Annotated in this window: 24 protein-coding genes; 17 read left to right on the top strand and 7 right to left on the bottom strand. The window is 65.9% G+C overall.

The annotated features are described in order from the left end of the window. Positions 1-45: 45 nt before the first annotated feature. Positions 46-804 (bottom strand): DeoR/GlpR family DNA-binding transcription regulator, encoded by a 759-nt coding sequence (locus HIM68_RS08235; RefSeq protein ID WP_172171257.1) that lies wholly within the window; start codon positions 802-804, stop codon positions 46-48. Positions 805-939: 135 nt separating this feature from the next. After that, entirely contained in the window at positions 940-1,656 is a 717-nt protein-coding gene (locus HIM68_RS08240; protein WP_025777351.1) for an IclR family transcriptional regulator, read from the bottom strand. 175 nt (positions 1,657-1,831) lie between these two features. Here HIM68_RS08240 and leuC point away from each other — a divergent pair, with 175 nt between their 5' ends. From leuC to HIM68_RS08275, 7 genes are all read left to right on the top strand, one after another. Beyond that, a complete protein-coding gene (gene leuC, locus HIM68_RS08245) occupies positions 1,832-3,316 on the top strand; it encodes a 3-isopropylmalate dehydratase large subunit (RefSeq protein ID WP_139468837.1) in 1,485 nt (494 codons plus the stop codon). 16 nt (positions 3,317-3,332) lie between these two features. Further along, entirely contained in the window at positions 3,333-3,932 is a 600-nt protein-coding gene (gene leuD / locus HIM68_RS08250; RefSeq protein ID WP_139908461.1) for a 3-isopropylmalate dehydratase small subunit, read from the top strand. A 206-nt stretch (positions 3,933-4,138) separates the two neighbouring features. Further along, positions 4,139-5,455 (top strand): UDP-N-acetylglucosamine 1-carboxyvinyltransferase, encoded by a 1,317-nt coding sequence (murA, locus tag HIM68_RS08255; protein WP_139468835.1) that lies wholly within the window; start codon positions 4,139-4,141, stop codon positions 5,453-5,455. Further along, on the top strand, positions 5,452-6,219 hold the full coding sequence (locus tag HIM68_RS08260; protein ID WP_139468834.1) for a 1-acyl-sn-glycerol-3-phosphate acyltransferase: 768 nt from the start codon (positions 5,452-5,454) through the stop codon (positions 6,217-6,219). The genes murA and HIM68_RS08260 overlap by 4 nt, the downstream gene beginning before the upstream one ends. Beyond that, complete coding sequence (locus HIM68_RS08265; protein WP_172171259.1) at positions 6,216-7,229, top strand: NAD(P)H-dependent glycerol-3-phosphate dehydrogenase; 1,014 nt, start codon at positions 6,216-6,218, stop codon at positions 7,227-7,229. The genes HIM68_RS08260 and HIM68_RS08265 overlap by 4 nt, the downstream gene beginning before the upstream one ends. Positions 7,230-7,273: 44 nt before the next feature. Further along, positions 7,274-7,807 (top strand): YbhB/YbcL family Raf kinase inhibitor-like protein, encoded by a 534-nt coding sequence (locus HIM68_RS08270; protein ID WP_172171261.1) that lies wholly within the window; start codon positions 7,274-7,276, stop codon positions 7,805-7,807. A gap of 92 nt (positions 7,808-7,899) precedes the next feature. Continuing rightward, on the top strand, positions 7,900-9,015 hold the full coding sequence (locus HIM68_RS08275; RefSeq protein ID WP_139468831.1) for a D-alanine--D-alanine ligase family protein: 1,116 nt from the start codon (positions 7,900-7,902) through the stop codon (positions 9,013-9,015). A gap of 57 nt (positions 9,016-9,072) precedes the next feature. Here HIM68_RS08275 and HIM68_RS08280 read toward each other — a convergent pair whose 3' ends face one another. Beyond that, the gene (locus tag HIM68_RS08280; protein WP_139468830.1) at positions 9,073-9,597 is read right to left on the bottom strand and encodes a DUF3515 domain-containing protein; all 525 of its coding nucleotides are present in this window, start codon (positions 9,595-9,597) and stop codon (positions 9,073-9,075) included. Positions 9,598-9,629: 32 nt separating this feature from the next. Between HIM68_RS08280 and thiL the strand changes: the two genes are divergently transcribed. Genes thiL through rsmD form a run of 4 tightly spaced genes read left to right on the top strand, consistent with a single transcriptional unit; the run spans position 9,630 to position 15,054 of the window. Beyond that, positions 9,630-10,664, top strand: a complete 1,035-nt coding sequence (thiL, locus tag HIM68_RS08285; RefSeq protein ID WP_172171263.1) for a thiamine-phosphate kinase — start codon at positions 9,630-9,632, stop codon at positions 10,662-10,664. 1 nt (position 10,665) lies between these two features. Further along, positions 10,666-12,297, top strand: a complete 1,632-nt coding sequence (locus tag HIM68_RS08290; protein ID WP_172171265.1) for a DAK2 domain-containing protein — start codon at positions 10,666-10,668, stop codon at positions 12,295-12,297. Next, a complete protein-coding gene (locus HIM68_RS08295; protein WP_172171267.1) occupies positions 12,294-14,441 on the top strand; it encodes an ATP-dependent DNA helicase RecG in 2,148 nt (715 codons plus the stop codon). The genes HIM68_RS08290 and HIM68_RS08295 overlap by 4 nt, the downstream gene beginning before the upstream one ends. A gap of 10 nt (positions 14,442-14,451) precedes the next feature. Continuing rightward, entirely contained in the window at positions 14,452-15,054 is a 603-nt protein-coding gene (gene rsmD, locus HIM68_RS08300; RefSeq protein WP_172171269.1) for a 16S rRNA (guanine(966)-N(2))-methyltransferase RsmD, read from the top strand. Here rsmD and ehuA read toward each other — a convergent pair. The 4 genes from ehuA to ehuB are packed head-to-tail and all read right to left on the bottom strand — an operon-like array spanning position 15,051 to position 18,217. Beyond that, positions 15,051-15,863 (bottom strand): ectoine/hydroxyectoine ABC transporter ATP-binding protein EhuA, encoded by an 813-nt coding sequence (gene ehuA, locus HIM68_RS08305; RefSeq protein ID WP_172171271.1) that lies wholly within the window; start codon positions 15,861-15,863, stop codon positions 15,051-15,053. The two genes, rsmD and ehuA, sit on opposite strands and share 4 nt — an antisense overlap. After that, entirely contained in the window at positions 15,850-16,506 is a 657-nt protein-coding gene (ehuD, locus tag HIM68_RS08310) for an ectoine/hydroxyectoine ABC transporter permease subunit EhuD (RefSeq protein WP_172171273.1), read from the bottom strand. Before ehuD ends, ehuA begins: the two co-directional genes overlap by 14 nt. Continuing rightward, on the bottom strand, positions 16,506-17,318 hold the full coding sequence (gene ehuC, locus HIM68_RS08315; protein WP_172171275.1) for an ectoine/hydroxyectoine ABC transporter permease subunit EhuC: 813 nt from the start codon (positions 17,316-17,318) through the stop codon (positions 16,506-16,508). The genes ehuD and ehuC overlap by 1 nt, the downstream gene beginning before the upstream one ends. Before the next feature lie 20 nt (positions 17,319-17,338). Further along, positions 17,339-18,217 carry an ectoine/hydroxyectoine ABC transporter substrate-binding protein EhuB gene (gene ehuB, locus HIM68_RS08320; RefSeq protein WP_172171277.1) on the bottom strand — a complete coding sequence of 293 codons (879 nt, stop codon included), beginning with the start codon at positions 18,215-18,217 and terminating at the stop codon, positions 17,339-17,341. Positions 18,218-18,333: 116 nt separating this feature from the next. On the opposite strand from ehuB, the gene HIM68_RS08325 reads away from it, so the two are divergent. The 6 genes from HIM68_RS08325 (at position 18,334) to rnc (ending at position 22,429) form a co-directional block, all read left to right on the top strand. Next, positions 18,334-19,092 (top strand): GntR family transcriptional regulator, encoded by a 759-nt coding sequence (locus HIM68_RS08325; RefSeq protein WP_172171279.1) that lies wholly within the window; start codon positions 18,334-18,336, stop codon positions 19,090-19,092. A 71-nt stretch (positions 19,093-19,163) separates the two neighbouring features. Further along, on the top strand, positions 19,164-19,682 hold the full coding sequence (coaD, locus tag HIM68_RS08330) for a pantetheine-phosphate adenylyltransferase (RefSeq protein WP_172171281.1): 519 nt from the start codon (positions 19,164-19,166) through the stop codon (positions 19,680-19,682). Between the two features lie 3 nt (positions 19,683-19,685). Continuing rightward, the gene (locus tag HIM68_RS08335) at positions 19,686-20,876 is read left to right on the top strand and encodes an MFS transporter (protein WP_172171283.1); all 1,191 of its coding nucleotides are present in this window, start codon (positions 19,686-19,688) and stop codon (positions 20,874-20,876) included. A gap of 74 nt (positions 20,877-20,950) precedes the next feature. Next, positions 20,951-21,514 (top strand): DUF177 domain-containing protein, encoded by a 564-nt coding sequence (locus HIM68_RS08340; protein WP_227492764.1) that lies wholly within the window; start codon positions 20,951-20,953, stop codon positions 21,512-21,514. Positions 21,515-21,516: 2 nt separating this feature from the next. Next, on the top strand, positions 21,517-21,720 hold the full coding sequence (gene rpmF, locus HIM68_RS08345) for a 50S ribosomal protein L32 (RefSeq protein WP_025777330.1): 204 nt from the start codon (positions 21,517-21,519) through the stop codon (positions 21,718-21,720). A gap of 4 nt (positions 21,721-21,724) precedes the next feature. Further along, on the top strand, positions 21,725-22,429 hold the full coding sequence (gene rnc / locus HIM68_RS08350; RefSeq protein ID WP_172171285.1) for a ribonuclease III: 705 nt from the start codon (positions 21,725-21,727) through the stop codon (positions 22,427-22,429). Positions 22,430-22,445: the final 16 nt, after the last annotated feature.

Here is a 22,445-nt window from a genome sequence, read left to right on the forward strand (position 1 = left end):
AAGAAGTAGAGATGTAGTGACGGAGAATGTCAGCAGATCGATATCTCAGACGACCTCGACCTCAACCCCCGCCTCGCGCAGGGCGGTGAGTTCGGATTCTTCGCTCTTCGAATCGGTGATGAGCTGCTGGATCTGCTCGGTCGGAACAGTGAGCACCGACGAGCGGAGGCCGACCTTCGTGTGATCGACGAGTGCAGTGACGCGCCCTGCCCCGGCGGCCATGGCCCGATCCGTATCGGCGACGGGGAACGCCGGTGTCGACAGGCCGAAGTCCGCGGCCAGTCCGTTCCCGGAGAGGAAGACGGTGTCGGCGCGCAGGCCGAGCAGCTGAGACACCGTGCCGCCGCCGACGAAGGCCCGGATCGAATGGCGCAGCAGACCGCCGACGACGATGACCTCGTTGTCGGGGGAGGAGACCATGGCCTCGGCGACGAGCAGCGAATTCGTCACCACGCGCAGACCCGAACGCGTCACGAGCTCCTTGGCCAACAGCTCTGTCGTCGTTCCCGGCCCCAGCGCCACGACATCTCCGTTGCGCACCTGGGTCGCTGCAGCACGCGCGATCGCCGTCTTCTCGGCCAGAGCCTGCTCGAGCTTCTCCGCATAGCTCGACTCCCGCGCGCTCGAGGCGAGAACGGCGCCGCCATGGGTGCGGATGAGCCTGCCCTCCTCGGCGAGCTGATCGAGGTCACGTCGGATGGTCACGGCCGAGGTATCGAGCTTCTCCGACAGGGAGGTGATGGAGACGGCGCCGTCTCTCTCGATCGTATCGACGATGATGTTGCGTCTCTGAGCGGCGATCATGGGGCCATAGTACAAGCCCGGAGGTCGGGCCGACTTCAAGGACGAGGCACGACCGCGGGCCCGGAGGGATGATCCTCCGGGCCCGCAGTCAGATCGTTCGCCGCTGGGCGAGGTGCGATGGGGGCAGGGGCGGACTCAGCCGCGCACGAGTGCCTCGGTCAGCGCACGCGCGGCGTCGATGACCGACTTCGCGTGCAGGCGACCGGGCTGGCGGGTGAGCCGGTCGACCGGCCCGGAGATCGAGACGGCCGCGACCACCCGATTGCTCGGCCCGCGCACGGGAGCCGACACCGAGGCGACCCCCCGTTCGCGTTCGGCGATGGACTGGGCCCAGCCTCGGCGGCGGACCCCGGAGAGCATGGTCGCGGAGAACCGGGCGCCGCGCAGACCCGTGTGCAGGCGGTCCGGCTCCTCCCAGGCCAGCAGCACCTGAGCCGCAGAACCGGCGCGCATCGACAGCGTCGCGCCGATCGGCACGGAGTCGCGCAGACCCACGGGGCGCTCGGCCGCGGCCACGCACAGGCGCAGATCGCCCTGACGGCGGAAGAGCTGAGCGGACTCACCCGTCTGATCGCGCAGCTGACCGAGCACCGGCCCGGCCGCGGCCAGCAGGCGGTCCTCGCCGGCGGCCGACGACAGCTCGGCCAGACGCGGCCCGAGGACGAAACGTCCCTGCAGGTCGCGACCGACGATGCGGTGGAATTCGAGGGCAACAGCCAGGCGGTGGGCAGTGGGGCGTGCCAGTCCGGTCAGCGTCACCAATTCGGCGAGAGAGGCGGGTCCGGCCTCAAGTGCGGAGAGAACCATTGCGGCCTTGTCGATGACCCCGACGCCGCTACCATTGCTTGTCATAGGCACCATTGTGCGCGTCTCAGTGGGCGAGATGCAAGTTCGCATTGCGATACGGGCGAGTAGATTTCGAATACGCACTCACTCCAGTGCGCACATCGCAGTTCATCGACGCGCCGTACCTCGGCCCGTCAGGTCTACATCGGGTGCAGAGATCCCTGCACCGGCGGGAGGAACCATGCCACGCACATTGGCCGAGAAGGTCTGGGCCGATCACGTCGTCTCACGAGGTGTTGACGGTGCGCCGGACCTTATCTACATCGACCTCCACCTCGTCCACGAGGTGACCAGCCCGCAGGCCTTCGACGGACTCCGACTCGCCGGGCGCCCCGTGCGCCGCCCCGACCTCACCATCGCCACCGAGGACCACAACACCCCGACGTGGGACATCGACAAGCCGATCGCCGAACCGACCTCGGCCACGCAGATCAACACCCTGCGCAAGAACGCCGAGGAATTCGGCATCCGCCTGCACAGCCTCGGCGACGCCGACCAGGGAATCGTCCACGTCGTGGGACCGCAGCTGGGTCTGACCCAGCCGGGCACCACCGTCGTCTGCGGCGACTCGCACACCTCCACCCACGGCGCCTTCGGAGCGCTCGCCTTCGGCATCGGCACCTCCGAGGTCGAACACGTGCTCGCCACGCAGACGCTGAGCCTCAAGCCCTTCAAGACGATGTCGATCACCGTCGACGGCGACCTGCCCGAAGGCTCGAGCGCCAAGGACATCATCCTCGCCATCATCGCGAAGATCGGCACCGGCGGGGGACAGGGCTACGTGCTCGAATACCGCGGCTCGGCCATCCGCCAGCTGTCGATGGAAGCCCGGATGACGATCTGCAATATGTCGATCGAAGCCGGCGCCCGCGCCGGAATGGTCGCCCCCGACGAGACGACCTTCGAATACGTCAAGGGCCGTCCCCACGCCCCCGAAGGCGAAGACTGGGACGCGGCCGTCGAGTACTGGAAGACCCTCTACACCGACGAAGGCGCGGAATTCGACGCCGAGGTGGTCCTCAAGGCCGAAGACATCGAACCCTTCGTCACCTGGGGAACGAACCCCGGCCAGGGCCTGCCGCTGTCGGCGAGCGTGCCCAGCCCCGACGACTTCACCGACGAGAACGACAAAGCCGCAGCCGCCAATGCGCTGGCCTATATGGGCCTGACCCCGGGCACGCCGCTGCGCGAGATCGACGTCGACACCGTCTTCCTCGGGTCCTGCACGAACTCCCGGATCGAAGATCTCCGGGCCGCCGCCGAGGTGGTCCGCGGCCGCAAGAAGGCCGACAACGTCCGCTTCATGGTCGTTCCCGGCTCCGCGAAGGTCCGACTCCAGGCCGAAGAAGAGGGCCTCGACGTCATCTTCAAGGACTTCGGCGGCGAATGGCGCTTCGCCGGCTGCTCGATGTGCTTAGGGATGAACCCGGACCAGCTGGCCGAAGGCGAACGCTGCGCCTCGACCTCGAACCGCAACTTCGAAGGCCGCCAGGGCAAGGGCGGGCGCACCCACCTCGTCTCACCCCTCGTGGCCGCGGCCACCGCGGTGCGCGGCACGCTGTCCTCACCGGGCGACGTCGCCGACCTGCCGCGGGATGCCGAACCCGTGGAATGGGCCGACAACCGCCTGTCCCTCAACCTGACACCCGTCTCGGCGAACGACTGACAAAGGAGGACGAGCCATGGAAGCTTTCACCACCCACACCGGCATCGGCGTTCCTCTGCGCCGATCCAATATCGACACCGACCAGATCATTCCCGCGAAGTTCCTCAAGCGGGTCACCCGCACCGGCTTCGAGGACGCCCTGTTCTACCGGTGGCGGACCAACGACGATTTCGTCCTCAACGACCCCGATTTCGCATCCGGCTCCGTCCTCGTCGCCGGCCCCGACTTCGGCACCGGCTCCTCCCGCGAGCACGCCGTCTGGGCGCTCAAGGACTATGGCTTCCGCGTCGTCCTGTCCTCCCGCTTCGGCGATATCTTCCGCGGCAACTCCGGCAAAGAGGGCCTGCTGGCCGCCCAGCTCGAACAGGCCGATATCGAACTGATCTGGAAGATCCTCGAGAACCATCCCGGCACCTCGATCACCGTCGACCTGAACGAGAAGACCGTGACGTGCGACACCGTCACCGTGTCCTTCCAGATCGACGACTACACGCGCTGGCGCCTGCTCGAAGGCCACGACGACATCAGCCTCACCCTGGCCAAGGAAGACGAGATCGTCGCCTACGAATCCTCCCGCTTCGCCTTCAAGCCGACGACCCTGCCCGCCAAGGTCTGACCCTCACCTGAGCCGGCCCACCCGTATCGTTTCCACCCCGCCGAGGATGCCCACCGTCACACGTCCGGACGTGACGGTGGGCATCCTCGGCGAATCGGTGGGATACCGTCGGCTGGGTTAGTCTAGGACGGTGCCCGCGGCAATCGTCGGGCACCGTCTCCGGGTGGCATCCCGCCCGGATCCGATCATCGGAATCAGGGAGGAACATGCTCGAAGTACGTGGGGGAAATCCGCTGGACGGCACCGTCCGAGTCCGCGGCGCCAAGAACCTGGTGCCCAAGGCGATGGTGGCCTCTCTGCTCGGTGAGACCCCGTCCGTGCTGCGCGGCGTGCCCAACATCCGCGATGTCGAGATCGTCACCGGACTCCTTGAACTCCACGGAGTCCGCGTCACCTCCGGCCCCGACGGGGACCAGCCCGACGGCGAACTCCACCTCGACCCGGCCGATGTGGCTCAGGGCTCCATCGTCGACATCGACGCCCACGCCGGATCCTCCCGCATCCCGATCCTCTTCTGCGGACCTCTCCTGCACAGCCTCGGTCAGGCGTTCATCCCCGACCTCGGCGGCTGCCATATCGGCGACCGCCCCATCAACTTCCACCTCGATGTGCTCCGCAAGTTCGGAGCCGAGGTCGACAAGACCCCCGGCGGCATCATGCTCAAGGCGCACAGCCGCCTGCAGGGCACCAAGGTCGAACTGCCCTACCCCTCCGTCGGTGCCACGGAACAGGTGCTGCTGACCGCGGTCCGCGCCGAAGGCGTGACCGAGCTGCGGGGCGCGGCCATCGAACCGGAGATCATGGATCTCATCGCGCTGCTGCAGAAGATGGGCGCGATCATCACCGTCGACACCGACCGCGTGGTGCGCATCGAAGGCGTCGACACCCTCCGCGGGTTCATCCACCGCGCCCTGCCCGACCGCAACGAGACCGCGTCCTGGGCCTCGGCGGCACTGGCCACCGGCGGAGACATCTTCGTCGAAGGCGCCAGCCAGCCGGAGCTCATCACGTTCCTCAACGTCTTCCGCAAGATCGGCGGAGAATTCGATGTGCAGGAGAACGGCATCCGCTTCCGCCACCCCGGCGGCAAACTCCGATCCTTTGCGCTGGAAACCGACGTCCACCCCGGCTTCATGACCGACTGGCAGCAGCCGTTGGTCGTCGCGATGACTCAGGCCGAAGGTCTGTCGATCATCCACGAGACCGTGTATGAGAACCGCTTCGGCTTCACCGACGCCCTGCGCGATATGGGTGCGCAGATCCAGCTCTACCGCGAATGTCTCGGCGGCACTCCCTGCCGCTTCGGACGACGGAACTACCAACACTCGGCCGTGATCTCCGGACCCACCGACCTCAAGGGCACCCGCATCGACGTTCCCGATCTGCGCGGCGGCTTCAGCCACCTCATCGCCGCATTGGCTGCCCAGGGTGCGAGCGAAGTCCACGGCATCGAACTCATCAACCGCGGCTACGAGAACTTCCTCGACAAACTCACCGGACTCGGTGCCGAGGTCTCCGCATGAGCGCCGACATCGAACCGGACGCGAACGACCACGATCTCGTCTCCTTCGATCCCGCCTCGGTGCGGTCCCAGAACCGGGCCGGCACCGTCGCCGCCACAGCGGCCTTCGGGCTCATGCGCACGGCCACGAAGATGAGCGTGCGGGGAGTCGAGCACCTGCCGCCGGCCGGCACGGGCATCATCGCCGCCGCCTACCATGCCAACCATCTCGACCCGATCCTCGTGGGGCTGGCGCTGAAGCGCAACGGTCGGATGCCGCACTTCCTCGCGAAGTCGACGCTGTTCACCGGGGTGCTCGGCAAGATCCTCAAGACCATCGGGCAGATCCCGGTGCTGCGCGCCTCGGCCTCGGCCGGGGACTCCCTCGAATATGCGAAGGACGCCCTGGCGAACGGCCAGACCGTCGTCATCTACCCCGAGGGCACGCTGACGAAGGACCCGGAGCTGTGGCCCCAGCACTTCAAGACCGGCACCGCCCGGCTGGCGCTGGAGACCGGAGCCCCGATCATCCCCGTCGCCCACTGGGGACTGGACACGGTCTACCCGCGTGGGCAGAAGAAGGTCCGCTTCCGCCCCTTCAGCCATGACTCCGTCGTGGCCTTCGGCCCCGCCATCGACTATTCGGATCTGTGGGATCACCGGGCTGAGAAGAAGACGATGGGAGACCTCTCCCAGCGTGTGAAGAACACCGTGGCGGCGATGGTGGCCGAACTGTCCGAACGCGAACTGCCGCAGCGTTTCACAGCTAAGGAGACTGGCGAATGAGCGTCGACAAGATCACCGTCCTCGGAGCCGGATCGTGGGGAACCACCTACGCTGCGGTCATCGCCGACGCCGGCTTCCCCGTCACCCTGTGGGCCCGCCGTCCCGAGGTCGCCGAAGAGATCAACTCCACGCACACCAACGAGCGCTACCTGGGCGAGCGAGTCCTGCCCGAGGGTCTGAGTGCGAACGCTGACGATATCGCCGCGGTCACCGACGCCGAGGTCATCGTCCTCGCCGTGCCCGCCCAGACCCTGCGGGAGAACCTCACCCGGTGGAAGCCGCATCTGCGTGAGGGTGTGAAGCTCGTGAGCCTGATGAAGGGCATCGAGGTCGACACCGGCAAACGCATGTCCGAGGTCATCGCCGAGGTCGCCGAGGTCGCCGAATCCCAGATCGCCGTCGTCTCCGGACCCAATCTGGCGCGTGAGATCGCCGACCGGCAGCCCACCGCCACCGTCGTCGCGTCCTCCGAGATCACCACCGCCGAGGTGGTCGCAGAGATCAGCGCGAACGCGTACTTCCGCCCGTATACGAACACCGACGTCGTCGGCGTCGAGATCGGCGGTGCGATCAAGAACATCATCGCCCTGTCCGTGGGCATCGCCGACGGACAGAAGCTCGGCGACAACTCCAAGGCGTCGATCATCACCCGCGGGCTCGCCGAAACCTCTCGCCTGGCCGCGGCCATGGGTGCCGAGGCGCACACCCTGTCCGGACTCGCCGGGCTCGGCGACCTCGTGGCCACCTGCGCCTCGCCCCTGTCGCGCAATCGCACCTTCGGACGCCACCTCGGTGAGGGGATGAGCCTCGACGATGTCATCGCCCACACCTCGCAGACGGCCGAAGGCGTGAAATCCGCTCCTGCCGTCCTCGCCCTGGGGCGACGCAACGGCGTCGACCTGCCCATCACCGAGGCGGTCTGTGCGGTTCTCGCCGGAAAACTGCAGGTTGACGAACTCGCCGGATTGCTGTTGTCTCGGAAGCGTAAGCACGAAGGACCACCTGCCTGAGCCACACCGAGTCTCAGGCACCCGCTGGAAAACTAGGAGCACAAATGAGCGCCAACTCACCGTTCTTCAACCTTCCCGAACTTCCCACCTTCACGCTGACGAGCACCGACATCGAAGACGGTGGGGTGCTCACCGGCCCCCAGCTCTCCGGCGCCATGGGCGTGCCCGGCGGTGAGGACGTCTCGCCGCAGCTGTCCTGGTCCGGGTTCCCCGAAGAGACCAAGGCCTTCGCCGTGATCTGCTACGACCCCGACGCTCCCACCGGCTCGGGCTTCTGGCACTGGGTCGTCACGGACCTCGACGCCTCGGTGACGAGCCTAGAGGCCAACGCCGGTGACCCGGCCGCCGACCTCCTGCCCAGCGGTGCCGTGACCCTGCGCAACGACGCCGGCGAACCCCGCTTCGTCGGTGCCGCCCCGCCGGAGGGCCACGGACCGCACCGCTATTTCTTCATCGTCACCGCTCTGGCCGAACCGCTGGGCATCGACGAATCCGCAACACCTGCCTTCGCCGGCTTCAACATGTTCTTCAAGGGCATCGGCCGGGCGTGGCTGGAATGCACGTACGAGGCCAAGTGAGCTAAAGTCTTTCAGTCCGCGCACACCTGACCCGCTGTGCGCACCCGTGTCCGGTCCGAGTGCACGGGAGTACCACTTCAGCAAGGAAACTCATGGCAGACAACGATCACCGGCCCCTTGTCGCAGTCCTCTTCGGAGGCCGTTCGAGCGAGCACTCCGTCAGCTGCGTCACCGCGGCCGGGGTGATCGGTGCCATCGACGCCGATGCCTTCGATGTTCTGCCGATCGGCATCACGAAGACCGGTGTGTGGCGGGTCGTCGACGACTGGGCGAGCATGCGCTTCGACCCGCAAGCCATGCCCGAGGTCACGGACAACGGCACCGAGGTGATCCCTCCGGTCTCTGCCGACGGGTCACCGCTGCTGCACCGCGATGCCGAGGGCAATTACACCGAACTCGGTGCCGTCGACGTATTCTTCCCACTCCTGCACGGCCGCTTCGGTGAGGACGGAACCCTGCAGGGACTGTTCGAACTCAGCGACACCGCGTTCGTCGGCTCCGGAGTGTTCTCCTCCGCCGCGAGCATGGACAAGCACTATACGAAGTCACTCATGGCCCACGCCGGAGTCCCCACCTGCCCGTGGGAGCTCGTGACCGAGACGATGTGGGCCGCAGACCGCGCGGAGGCGGAGAGGCGAGTGGCCGCGCTCGGCCTGCCCGTGTTCGTCAAACCCGCCCGTGCCGGATCGTCCATGGGAGTCAGCCGGGTCGCCGAGGCGGCCGACCTCGAAGCCGCCCTGCTCGGTGCCTTCGAACACGACTCCAAGGTCATCGTCGAACCCGAGGTCAGCGGTCGTGAGGTCGAATGCGCCGTGCTCGGTTCCGTCTATGACACGGAGCTCCGAGTGTCCTCTCCCGGAGAGATCCGGGTGAGCGGCGACCACTCCTTCTACGACTTCGACGCCAAGTACCTCGACCTCGCCGCCGCAGAGGTCACCTGTCCGGCCGATCTCGACGAGACGGTGACCGCCCGGGTTCAGGAGTTGGCCGCCTCGGTGTTCCGTCTCTTCGACTGCACCGGTCTGGCCCGCGTCGACACCTTCGTCACGGACACCGGCGAGGTCGTCATCAACGAACTCAACACCCTTCCCGGGTTCACTCCCACCTCGGCGTACCCGTTCATGTGGGCGCAGTCGGGACTCGAATACTCCGAACTCATCGGCGAACTCATCTCGATCGCCCTGATCGACCACGCTCGCGCGAAGTAGAAGCGGACGCCGCGGAGCAATCGCCTCCGTGGAGCAATCGCGTCTTCGGTGGGCGCTCTAGCCGGCGATGTCCTCGGCTCCGACGCACTCGTTCTCCGGAGGGAACTTCGACAGGGTCGGTGAGATCGCGGCGAGCACGTCATTGCCTGACTCGGCCTTGCGGTTGACGAGCACCTCGACGGCGGGGGTGCGCCCGTAGCTGGTGAACCTCCACGTCGAATCGTCGTCCTCGACCGGCTTCGAGATCCAATCGACTCCGGACACGCTCACGCACTGATCCGTCGTCGGCCCGGGGGGAGTGACTCCGCAGCGCAGCACCGCGACGTTGGGATCTCCCCACGCCTTCGTGCCCTGCGAGGAGGTCGTGCGTGCCTTCTCACCCGAGATCTCATCGGGCAGGGTGAGCAGGATGTCGGCACACTTCGGATTCGCCGCATCCTTGGCCGGTTCGACGATGACGGTGCGCGAACACCCGGTCACCGCCAGACCGGTGAGCACCGTGGCCAATGCGACGAAGGTGAGAGAACGACGACGGTGCGCGGGCCGGGCGTTGCGGCGCGTCGAAGCAGGGCGAGATCTCATAGGACTACCGTATCGCCCGATAACCTGGAGCCATGACCCGACTGTCCGAACTTGGCGAATCACACATCATCTCCCGCGTGCTGGGCCGCAACCCCAGCAGCACGCACGTGATCGTCGGACCCGGAGATGATGCGGCCGTGACCGCACCTGAGGGTCGACTCGTCTCGACCGCGGACATGCTCGTGGAGAACGAGGACTTCACTCGCGAGTGGTTGGACTGGAAGAAGCTCGGAGTCAAGGCAGCGGCCCAGAACCTGGCCGACGTCTGTGCCATGGGAGCGATGCCGCACGGACTGCTCGTTTCCGTCGCCGTTCCGGATGACACGGACATCGTCTGCCTCGAAGCCCTGTACTCCGGGCTCTTCGACGAAGCGGAACGAGCAGGGACGGCTTTGGACTGCACGGTGCCGATCATCGGCGGGGATCTGTCGTCCTCGGGTCTCATCGTCATCGCCATCACCGCTCTCGGGACGGTGGGCGAGGAGTCCGCAATTCTGCGCTCCGGCGCCCAGCCAGGGGATTCGCTCTTGCTGGCCGGAACGGTCGGGCGAGCCGCCGCCGGACTCGACCTGCTCTTCGCCGGAGCGCGACCAGACACCGTCGGACCTGAATTCCGCTCCCTCATCGACACCCAACTGGCACCACAGCCGGACTACGGCGCGCTGGCCACGCTCAGGGCCTCTGCGATGATCGACGTCTCCGACGGGCTCAGCCTCGACCTCGCCCGGGTGGCGACCGCCTCGGGGGTGGGAATCGACCTTGACTGTTCCCTGCTGAGCGACCTCGTCGACCCGCTGCTGCCCGCAGCCGAATTCGTGCTCGATGCCCGAGCAGCGGACGGTGCGTCGGAAGCGGACGGTGGGAACGATGCGGCCACGACGGCAGAGGATCTGGCGCTGTCCTGGGTGCTCGACGGGGGAGAGGATCACGGCTTCGCCGCGTCTGCGCCGCCGGCCGCCGCGCCTGGAGTAGGCTGGCGGAGAATCGGTGAGATCCGCACCGGACACGATGTCAGCCTCGACGGCACACCCGTGCCGGCGAGCGGTTTCAGCCATTTCGGGAAGTGACATGAGCAACGCCATCAGCCTCAACGGTCGTCTGGCCGCCCGCTGGGCCCGCCGTGCGGTCGACCGGCTGCGCAAGGAACGCACCGAGATCGACGAGCTCAACGTCTTCCCCGTCCCCGACGGCGACACGGGCACGAACATGTACCACACTCTGCGCGCCGCCTACCTCGCCGTCGAAGAGCTCACCGGCCCCGTCACCCTCCCGCAGGTCGTCGCCGCACTCGCCGCCGGAGCCGGACGCGGCGCCCGCGGCAATTCCGGGCTCATCCTCGCCGTCGCCCTGCAGGGCGTCGCCGATGCCCTGGCCGGAGTCACCGTGGCCACCGCCGACGCCATGGCCACTGCCCTGGAGACCGCGTCCGATCGGGCTCGGTCCGCCGTCGCCCGACCCGTCGACGGCACCATGCTCACCGTCCTCGACGCCATGGCCACCGAGGCCCGTGAGCAAGCCGACGACGGAGCCTCCCTGATCGATGTCATCGCGGCAGTGCGGGAACGCTCCCGGTCGGCGCTGCGGGAGACCACCGGACAGCTCACCGTGCTGCGCGAAGCCGAGGTCGTCGACGCCGGATCGACGGGCATCGTCGAACTCTTCGACCTCCTCTACGCCACCGTCACCGGCCGCACCCCGCAGGATTCGATGCTCGCCGAGGTGGCCCGCGCCCCGAAGATCATCCACGAAGCCACCGCCGACGAACTCGAGATCGTCGCCATCCTCGCCGACACCCCCGCGGACTCGCTCGCCGAGGATCTCGACCGCCTCGGCGGGACCTCGATCGTCATCAACGCGGCCAAGGTCCACGTCCACGTCGCCGACGAAACGACCGCCGCGACCGTCATCGACCGCCTCGGCGAATACGGGATCGCCCGGCTCGATATGGAAGACCTGCGGATGCACGAGGAGGAGGGCGAGACGAAGCTCATCGCCCTGGTCAAGGGCACGGGACTGCTCATGCACACCGCGCTCAACGGGGCCACGGCGCTGACTCCGGAGGTGGGGGACCTGTTCGAGACGATGTCCGAACTCATCGCCGCCGAGGACCGGGAGGTCATCGTCATCCCCAGCTCCACCTCGGCGCTGAAGTCCCTGGCAGGGCTGGGTGCGCACGTTGTGCGCTCCCGCAACGTCGGCACCCTGCTCTCGGCCCTGGCCGTCTACGACCCGTTCGCCCCGGCGGGGGAGATCTTCGCCGATATGACCGAAGCGGCCGCAGGCACGAGGGTGGGCACGATCTACTCGGCCGATCAGCTCGCCACCGACCCTCCGACGGGGATGCTGCCGGTGATCGATGAGCACGTCGGGGATAGGGCAGGTGCCGGTCTGGGGTCGGGCACGGCTCTCGGTCCGGGTGGGGGCACGGCAGTGGCGGCACATCCGGCACAGTTCTACAGGGTCTTCATCGAAGGCCGCGCGAAGACCCAGAGCACGGAGCTGCGGACCTTGGTGGAGAAGCTCGCCGATCGGCTGCTCGGTGCCGGGGGAGAGCTGCTCACCGTCGTCCACGGACCCGACTGCGCACCGGAGGTGCTCGACCACCTGCGTGACTGGATCCAGAAGTCACACGAGACCGTCCACTTCCAGGACATCGATGCCAGAGACTCCGGAGTGCTCGTGATCATGGGGGTCGAATGACGACCCGGCTCGAAGACAACTTCCGGCCCGCCGATCGGAAGAACTTGGCCCAGCGCGGTGTGCATTCGGTCACTGACCTGCTCCGCTTCTTCCCGCGGCGCTACCTCGTCCCCGGGGAGCGCACGGAACTCGGGGATCTGCCCCTGGGGGAAACCGCGATCATCCAGGCCGAAGTCATCCGGGTGGAGACGCGGCGGATGAAACAGCGGAAAGGCACGATCACCGAAGTCATCGTCCATGACGGGAAGCAGTCGATGAAGATCGCGTTCTTCAACCAGTATTGGTTGGAGAAGTCGCTGAAGCCGGGACTGACCGTCGTCTTCGGCGGCAAGGTGGAGTCGTTCCGGGGGCAGCTGACCCTGGCGTCTCCGGTGTGGCTCAACCGCACCGAGGATGACCATGAGTGGACTCCCGAGGACCTCAACTCGCCGTTCCCCATCTACCCGGCCGTGAAGAAGATCGCGCAGTCCCGGCTGTGGAGTTCGATCAAGACCCTGCTCACCGTCGCTGGGCCCGAGGAGTTCGAGGATCCGCTGCCGAAGGGGCTGCGGGACGCTCATGAGCTGCCGGACCTGCGCACAGCTCTCGAAGACATGCATCGACCGCGGAAGATCGAGGACGTCGAACGGGCCCGGCTGAGGTGGAAATGGGAAGAGGCGCTCGCCCTACAGACCGAATTCGCCGCCCGCAAAGCGAAGCTGGCCGACGAAAAGGCGACGCCGCTGCTCACGCAGGGGACGAAGAGCCGCCGGTTCGACGAAGACCTGCTCTTCACCCTCACCGCATCCCAGGTCAGGGTCGGCGAGGAGATCGCTGAGGACATGGCTGCGGACCGGCCGATGCACCGGCTCCTGCACGGTGACGTCGGTTCCGGTAAGACCCTCGTGGCATTGCGGGCCATGCTCACTGCGGTCGACTCCGGTGCCCAGGCCGCCATGCTCGCCCCCACCGAGGTGCTCGCCACTCAGCATTTCCATTCGATCCAGACATTCCTCGACGAGCAGATGGCGCTGTCGCCGCTGCTGGCTGACGACGACCAGGTGACGGTGGCGCTGATGACCGGGTCGATGCCGGCGAAGGACCGTCGCGAACTCGCCCTCGACCTCGTCGCCGGGAACATCGACATCGTCGTCGGCACGCATGCGCTGGTGTCGGAGTCGACGATGTTCTCAGATCTCGGTCTCATCGTCGTCGACGAACAGCACCGCTTCGGTGTCGAACAGCGGGAAGCGCTGCGTGCGAAGGGCGGGGACACCACCCCGCATACTCTCGTGATGTCGGCGACGCCGATCCCGCGCACAGTGGCGATGACGGTCTTCGCCGACCTCGATATCTCGACGCTCGACGAGATGCCGGCGGGGCCGAAGGACATCGCCACCCATGTGGTGCCGATCGTCGACCAACCTGCCTGGTACGTCCGGGTTCGGGAGCTCATGCGGCAGACCGTCGAGGCTGAGAAGGGGGTCTTCGTCGTCTTCCCGCGAATCGAACCGACGGATATCGAAGATCCGGAGTCCGGGGACGTAGTCGGACAGAAGCAGGGCATCGAAGACATCACACGGAAGCTGTCTGAGACCCCGGAACTGGCTGGTCTGAAGTTCGGTCTGCTGCATGGGCGGATGTCGACGGCGGAGAAGGACCGGGTGCTCGCGGACTTCGTCAAAGGCGACATCGAGATCCTCGTCTCGACGACGGTCATCGAGGTCGGCGTCGACGTAGCGAGGGCGACGATGATGGTCATCATCGAAGCCGAGAACTTCGGGGTCGCACAGCTGCACCAGCTGCGTGGACGCGTCGGACGTGACGGCAGCTCGGCCCTGTGCTTCCTGCTCACCGAGATGAGTGCTGAGGATGAGAGCTATGGACGGCTGCAGGCCGTGGCCGAGACGCTTGACGGCTTCGCTCTGGCCGAATACGATCTCGACGCCCGAGGCGAAGGCGATGTGCTCAGCGGCTCCCAATGGGGCGGGTCGTCGCTGCGGCATCTGTCGATCCTCCGCGACTCCGAGATGGTCGCCGAAGCGAAGACGATCGCTGAGCAGATCGTCGCGGTCGACCCGACACTGGAAGCGGTGCCCGCGCTCAAGGCCTTCATCAGGCGCGTCCTGCCCGAGGACGACGCCCACTTCATCGAGGCAGGCTGAGGGAGCAGATATGAGAATCATCGCCGGCGCACATAAGGGCGCCAGACTGTCGTCACCGTCGGGGGCGAACACCCGGCCGACGTCCGACCGCGTCAAGGAGTCCCTGTTCTCCATGCTCGACGGCTACGGGGTGCTGCCTGCAGCGAACGTCCTCGACCTCTTCGCCGGTTCCGGTGGACTCGGATTCGAGGCGATGTCGCGGGGCGCAGCACAAGTCGACTTCGTCGATTCATCCCTGGCTGCGACTCGCGCTCTGGAATCCAATGCGGACAAGCTTGGTCTCGACCATTCGGCCGAGGTCCACACCGGGGACGTGCTCCACTTTCTCGCCGGACTGCCCGGACCGGAGAATCCGGAGTCACGCGTCTTCGACCTCGTGTTCATGGATCCGCCGTACCCGTTGGGAGAGGACGCTGTCACGCAGATCCTCAGACGGCTGAGCACACACCTGGACATGGAGTCCATCGTCGTCGTCGAACGTGCCGCGCGTTCGCCGGAGCCGACGATGCCCGACGGGCTGGAGGTCTTCCGTTCGAAGACCTTCGGCGAGACCGCGATCCACTTCGTCCAGTTGGTCGGGGAGCCGGACGAAGTGAGCGCCGCAGAGGATTAGAGCACGCTGGAGAGGAATTTGCGCGTGCGTTCGTGCTGCGGGTTGTTGAAGATCTGATCCGGCGGACCCTCTTCGAGCACCTGACCACCGTCGAACATCATCACGCGGTGAGAGACGTCGCGGGCGAACTGCATCTCGTGTGTGACCAGCAGCATCGTGATGTCCGTGGTCTCGGCGATATCACGTAGCACCCCGAGCACGTCCCCGACGAGCTCGGGGTCGAGGGCGGAGGTGACCTCGTCGAGGAGGAGGATCTCCGGGTTCATCGCCAGTGCTCGGGCGATCGCCACGCGCTGCTGCTGACCGCCGGAGAGACGGGTCGGGTGAGCGTCGGCCTTGTCGGCCAGGCCCACGCGTTCGAGCAGCTCCTTGGCTTCCTTGGTCGCTTCTTCCTTGGACTTGCCGAGCACATGGACAGGAGCTTCGATGATGTTCTCGAGCACGGTCATGTTCGGGAACAGGTTGAATTGCTGGAAGACCATGCCGATGCGCGTGGTCATCTCACGCGTGCGCTTCTTCGGCAGTTCCACGCGTTTGCCGCCGCGGTCCTCGTGCGTCAGCGGCTGACCGTCGACGAAGATATACCCGTCGGTGAGCTCCTCGAGCGTCATCACCAGGCGCAGGATCGTCGTCTTGCCCGAACCGCTGGGCCCGATCAGGGTGACGCGTTCGCCGGGAGCCACCGTGAAGTTGAGGTCCTTGAGCACGGTGGTCGGCCCGAAGCTCTTCTCCACATCCTTGAACTCGATCGCCGGGGTGCCTGCGCCGGGAGTGGAGGAATTGGCTGGGGTGTTGTCAGTAGGTGGCAAGGCGTCGATCCAATCTCTGAATGACCAGTGAGGTCGGGTAGCTGGCGGCGAGGAAGATGATTCCGGCCAGTGTGAAGGCTTCCGTGTAGGCGAAGGTCGAACCGCCGAATTCCTTCGCAGCAGTGACGAGCTCGACGACGGAGATCGCGAACAGGAACGGAGTGTCCTTGAACATCGCGACCGCGTAGTTGCCCAGCGACGGAATGGTCGCCCGCAGCGCCTGCGGCAGCACGATCGCGGTGAACGTGCGCACCGGCGGCAGCGACAGCGCAGTGGCAGCCTCGAACTGTCCGGGCGGCACGGCATCGATTCCGGCGCGGTAGCTTTCGGACATGTACGTCGAATAGTGGATGCCGATGACGATGAAGCCGATCACCAGAGCGGGCACATCGACGAGTCCCGGAATATCCGAGAACGCGTAGTAGACGAACAGCAGCTGGACGACCAGCGGGGTGTTGCGGATGAACGCGACGATGAGCCGCACGAGCCAGTTGATCCACCGCGGGAGGCCGCGGATGGCGACGGCGAGGATGAGTCCGAGGACGACGGCGATGGCCGTGCCCACGACCGTGGCGATGAGAGTATTGACGAAACCGCGGAGCAGGATCGGCAGTGCCTCGGCAGCGAATTCCCAATTCCACATCAGAGGTCACCTCCCTGCCCGGGGAACGGACCTTTGGTGTGGTTGGTGCCTTCGCCGGCGGCAACGTGTGACTTGAGGCGGTCCTTGCGCACGGCGTCGGCACGGGCTGCACGCCTGGCCTCACGGCGATCAGTGCGGGAATTGGGGCGACGGCGGCCGAGAGCTTTCGTCGCTCTGCGTTCGAGGAAGTTCATGAACTCCTGGAGCAGCCATGCAAGTGCGAAGTAGATGAGGAGGCTGATCGAATAGGCGAACATCGTGTCACCGGTCGACTGACGCAGCTGTTCGGTCTTGTCTGTGAGGTCGGAGAGCGTGATGAAGGAGACGACCGCCGTGCCCTTGAGCAGCTGGATGAGCAGCGTCGCCAGCGACGGGATCATCAGTGCCCAGGCCTGCGGGAAGATCACGCGGATCATCCGACGGGTGGGGGAGAGGCTGAGCGCGATCGCGGCTTCCCACTGACCGGGGGCCACGGTCTTGATCGAGGACCGGACCACCTCGGCGGAATAGGCTCCGTAGTTGAGCGCCAGAGCGGCGACGCCGCAGGCCATGGGGTCGAAATCGACGCCGAGGAGCGGGAGCACATAGAACAGCCAGAACAGCTGCACGAGCAGTGAGGTGCCGCGGAAGAATTCGACGACGATGCGGGCCGGGACGCGCAGCCAGGCGCTCGGCGAGGTCATCGTCAGGCCGAGGATGAGTGCGATGAGGACGGCGCCGATGCTGCCGGCGACCGTGAGGATGCTGGTTGTCTGAACTCCCTCCCACAGCTGTGGGAGGAAGTTCAGCAACGTTGTGACATTGTCATTCATGGTGCGTGAGAGGAACCGACTCAGGAGTCAGCGGTGGGAAGCTCGCCCTTGCACAGCTGATCGGTGGTGATCGAACCGTCGGGGCGTTCTTCCTTCGTGAAGCCGTAGTCGCCGACGACGTCGAGGTAGGACTTCTCATCGGAGACGATCTTCTCGAGGCCCTTGTTCCATTCGTCGCGCAGTTCCTTGTCATCTGTGCGGAAGACCGTGGCGCCGGCTCCCACCTGGGGGACTCCGTCGATCTCCTGGACGAAGGAGTCGCTGACCTCGACACCGGAATCCTCGGTGTTCTTCTCCATCCAGTTGAGGGAGATGGCGGTGAGTGCGAACACGTCGGCGCGGCCGGTGGTCACGGCGTCCATGCCGTCCTGCGGGGTGCCGACCTGCTGGGTCTTGATGCCGAGGTCCTTGGCATAGTCGGACTCGATGGCGCCGGTCATAGTGGCGAGCTTGACGCCCTTCTTCTTCACGTCCTCGAGGTTCTTCATTCCATCCAGCTTGCCCTCCTTGGTCATCAGGGCGGTGGTGTACATGAACTCGGGATCACCGAAGGACGCCTGCTCGCAGCGGTCGGGCAGAATCGACATGCCGGCCGAGATCGCATCGAAGCGATCAGCGTTGAGGCCGGGGATGAGCGAACCGAATTCGGTGTTGACGCCTTCGACATCGTCGACGCCGAGCTCCTTGAACACGGCCTTGGCCAGTGCCACCGATGCTCCCTGGAGTTCACCGCCCTCTTCGAAGCTGTACGGGGCTTCACCGGCGAAGCCGACCGTGATCTTTCCATCGTCGACGGCCTTCTGCAGGGTGGACTTGTCGGAGTCGCTTCCGCCGCAGGCACCGAGGGTCAGCGTCAGCGCGAGGATCGATGTCGCGGCGGCCAGTCCTTTGAGTTTCATGTGCTGTTCCTTCCTTGAACGTCGACACATCATCGTGACGTGCGTCTCTGAAACAGTATTCAATACTCATGTTGTCCGAATGTCACACTGTCTGACAACGTTATATGATCGTGACCGTGACGAATCCTCCTACTTCCGAGCTGCCGGTGCTGCGCAAAGTGGTCCGATCATCGACGATCGACCTCATTGCGGACCAGCTGCGCAATGCCATCTACTCCGGTTCGCTCGAGCCAGGGCAGTCGATCAACGAGGTGCGCACGGCTGAGCTGCTCGAGGTGTCGCGGCCGTCCCTGCGGGAGGCCCTGCAGCGCCTCATCAGCGAAGGCGTGATGACGCATACTCCTGGACGAGGTGTGCATGTGAGACGCATGCGCATGGCCGATATCGACGACGTCTATGCCGTGCGCGAGGCGGTCGAATCGCAGGCGGTCAGGCTCGTCATCAGGCAGGGTCGGTCCACGTCACGGATCGGCACGGCGCTGCGAGAGCTCGAGCACGCCATCGAGGACAACGTCGCGCGCACGATCGGCGACGCCGACCTCAACTTCCACCATTCGATCGTCGCGTGCTCCGGATCGGCGCGGCTGACCGACCTCATGAAGGTCTCGATGGTCCACACCCGGCTGCTGTCGCTGTCGGAGACGCGCGGCTACGAGGTCCGATGCGATGTCCTGGACATTCACAGGAACCTCGCCGAGGCGGTCGCCGCCGGTGACGAACCCCGCTCCCTTGCCATCGTCGCCCGGATCATGGCCGAGGCGGCCTCCCGCCTGCACGGACCGGTTGATGATTTCGACGGGCAGGTGGTCAAAGGCACCGGCGCTGAGACTCCCGCCGACGACCAGTGGCTGCGACTGCGGGAGCAGACGCACTGACGGTCGCGACCTCACGTGTCCGTCACACGGATCTGCCCGCCTCTGATCGGGGCAGACGATACGATGAGGGCATGAAGGTCGTCTGTCCCGGTTCCTATGACCCGATCACCATGGGTCATCTCGATATCATCGCCCGCAGCTCTCGGATGTTCGAAGAGGTCGTCGTGGCAGTGGTCCACAATCCTTCGAAGTCCGGTCGCTTCGACCCGGAGATCCGTGCCGACCTCATCCGCCGGTCCCTGACCGAGGACGAACGCACCCGGGATGCGCGGAACGTCACGATCGACCTCGTCTCCGGGGGCCTCCTCGTCGACTACTGCACGAGCATCGGCGCCCCCGCCGTCGTCAAGGGCCTGCGCTCGGGCACCGACTTCGCCTACGAACTGCCGATGGCGCTGATGAACAAGCACCTGTCGGAGCTCGAGACGATCTTCGTCCCCGGTGATCCGAAGTTTGAGCATGTCTCCTCCTCACTCATCAAGGAAGTCCACGCAGGCGGCGGGAACATCGAAGGCCTCGTCCCCACCTCGGTGCTGGAGGCATTGGGCGGCCGCGGACCCGCGGCCGCGAACGACGACAGCGTCGTCTGAGGGATGAGCGCAGCCGCCGATCCTGCCAATAGGGCCTGGTTCCCGGGCCTTGTCATCCACACTGTCATCGCGCACGCAACGTACAACGGCGTCCGCGTCCTCATCTCCTACCGCACTCTGGAGCTCGGCGGATCAGGAGTCGTCCTCGGTCTCATGACCGCGGTGTACTCACTCGTCCCGCTGCTCACCGCGCTCTTCGTCGGCCGCCTCGTCGACCGCGGGTACGCCACGGCGGTGCTGTGGGTCGGCACCGCTCTGTCGATCCTGCCCGTCGCGCTCGCGGCCACCGCACCCAACCTCGGCGTGCTCCTCATCGCCACGATGAGCCTGGGCTTCGGCCAGCTGCTCACCACGGTCGCCTCCCAGGCGCTCATCCCGCAGAGCTTCCCCGCTTCGAAGCTCACCGCGAAGTTCGGCCACCTCACCCTCGGGGTCTCGATCGGACAGACCATCGGCCTGCCCCTGGCCGGCATGGTCGCCGACGCCACCTCGGGTGATGCCGCGATCACGAACGCGCTGTGGTTCATGACCGCACTGTCAGCGCTCACCCTCATCGCCGCCGTCATCGTCATGCTCCGGGGCCGCACACCCCACGTGTCCCGCGCCGAGGCGGCCGAAGGCGCCATCGCCCCGTTGGCTCTGCTGTCGGTGAGGGGGATGAAGCCCGCGATCTTCGCCTCCATGGCCACGCTCGCCGCCGTGGATCTGATGACCGCCTACCTGCCGCTCATCGGTCAGCAGAACGGACTGTCGGTGACGACGGTGACGTGGCTGCTCGCGGCACGGACCTTCGCCTCGGTGATCTCCCGGCTCTTCATCGGTTTCCTCACGCGGAAATGGCGGAATCTCTCCCTGCTGTGGACCGCCTCGGCGGCGGCTGGGCTCTGTGTGGTCCTCATCCCCGTGCTCAGCCAACCGTGGACGCTGGCAATCCTGCTCACGATCGCAGGCTTCTGCTTCGGTCTCACCCAACCGCTGACGATGACCTGGGTGTCGACGCTTTCGGATCCGGCGAACCGGGCTGCGGTGCTGTCGATCCGCTTGGCGGGCAACCGACTCAGCCAGGTCGCGATACCATCGGCCGCCTCGGCGCTCACGGTCATCGCCGGTTCCGGGATCGTGTTCACGATCTCCGGCGCACTGCTCCTCCTGGCCGGCGGCGTCACCTGGCGCAACCAACACGAGAAATGGTGAGCAGGAACACCTGCGCGGCGGGACGGACCCGATTGGTAATGGCCGCTGACAATGATTAGAATGGTGAGTCGCGTGTGAACGCAGGAGCGACATCCTCAAACGCACCAGGAGGACAGGGCATGAAGAACAGATCTGAATTCGTCTATGATCTCAGATCCATGGGATTGCTCGGTCATCCGGGTGAGTGGGAACGGGTGAACACCACCTTGTCGGCTCCAGCGGATCTCAAGATCGAAGTGATCGGGGTTGCGGAAGGTTCACCACTGACGCTCGAGCTGATGTTCGAGAGTGTGTCGGAGGGGATCTACGTGTCGGGCACAGTCTCGGCGACGGCCCGCGGCGAAGACGCGAGGACGCTCGAACCCATCGAGCTGCCTATAGATGTGGACATCCAGGAGATGTACGTCTATGAGCAGGCCGAAGGGGACGAGGACTCCTACGTCATCGACCGGGATCAGCTCGACCTCGAGCCCGCGATCAGAGACGCCGTCGTGATGGCTCTGCCGTTCAATCCCTCACGGGATGAGAGCGAGGAGTTCAGCTACACCCTGGGGGAGGACCTCGAGGTGGACGAGGACGAATCCGAATCGCCGTTCGCATCATTGAAGAATCTGTTGGAAGAGAAGAAAGAGAGCTAGACGTGGCTGTTCCGAAGCGTAAATTGTCGCGCAGCAACACCCGCCACCGTCGTTCGCAGTGGAAGGCCAAGGCTCCGAACCTGGTCAAGACTGTGGAGAACGGTCGCGTTGTGTACTCGCGCCCCCACCAGGCCAAGGTCGTCGAAGACGCAGCCGGCACCCCGCTGTACCTCGAGTACAAGGGCCGCAAGGTCGCTGACGTCTGAGACTGTGGACACTGACACCACAGCAGCACTGAAGAAGAGTCTCGGGATCGATATTGATCCCGAGACTTTTCGTCTCGCGCTCACGCACCGCTCCTTCGCCTTCGAGGCCGGTGGCATCCCCACCAACGAGCGCCTCGAGTTCCTCGGCGACTCCGTTCTGGGCCTCGTCGCCACCGAGTCGCTGTTCTACGACAACCCGGATCTTCCCGAAGGCCAGCTGGCCAAGATGCGTTCGGCCGTCGTCAACACGCGTGCCCTCGCGTCGATCGCCCGCCGACACGGCATCGGCGAGCATATTCTGCTGGGCAAGGGTGAGGAGCTGACCGGAGGCCGGAACAAAGACTCGATCCTCGCCGACACGGTCGAGGCCCTCATCGGCGCGACCTTCGTCTCCCGCGGACGCGAAGAGGCCTTCGCCTTCGTCCACCGCCTCATCGACGGAATGCTCGACGACGCGGTCAACCTCGGGGCCGGGATGGACTTCAAGACCACCCTGCAGGAGGCCGCTGCCGACCTCGACCTCGGCGCCGTGAGCTACGAGATCACCTCGGCGGGTCCCGACCATGCGATGGTCTTCACCGCCACCGCGATGCTCGGGGCGAACAGCTGGGGCGCGGGCGACGGATCCTCGAAGAAGGCCGCCGAAGCAGCGGCCGCCGAAGTGGCCGTCAAAGCCATCCGCACCATCTACCCGGACTACCGGCGCTGAGCCTCACCGTGGTCTC

Source organism: Brevibacterium sp. CT2-23B, assembly GCF_013168765.1.
GTDB classification, from domain to species: domain Bacteria; phylum Actinomycetota; class Actinomycetes; order Actinomycetales; family Brevibacteriaceae; genus Brevibacterium; species Brevibacterium sediminis.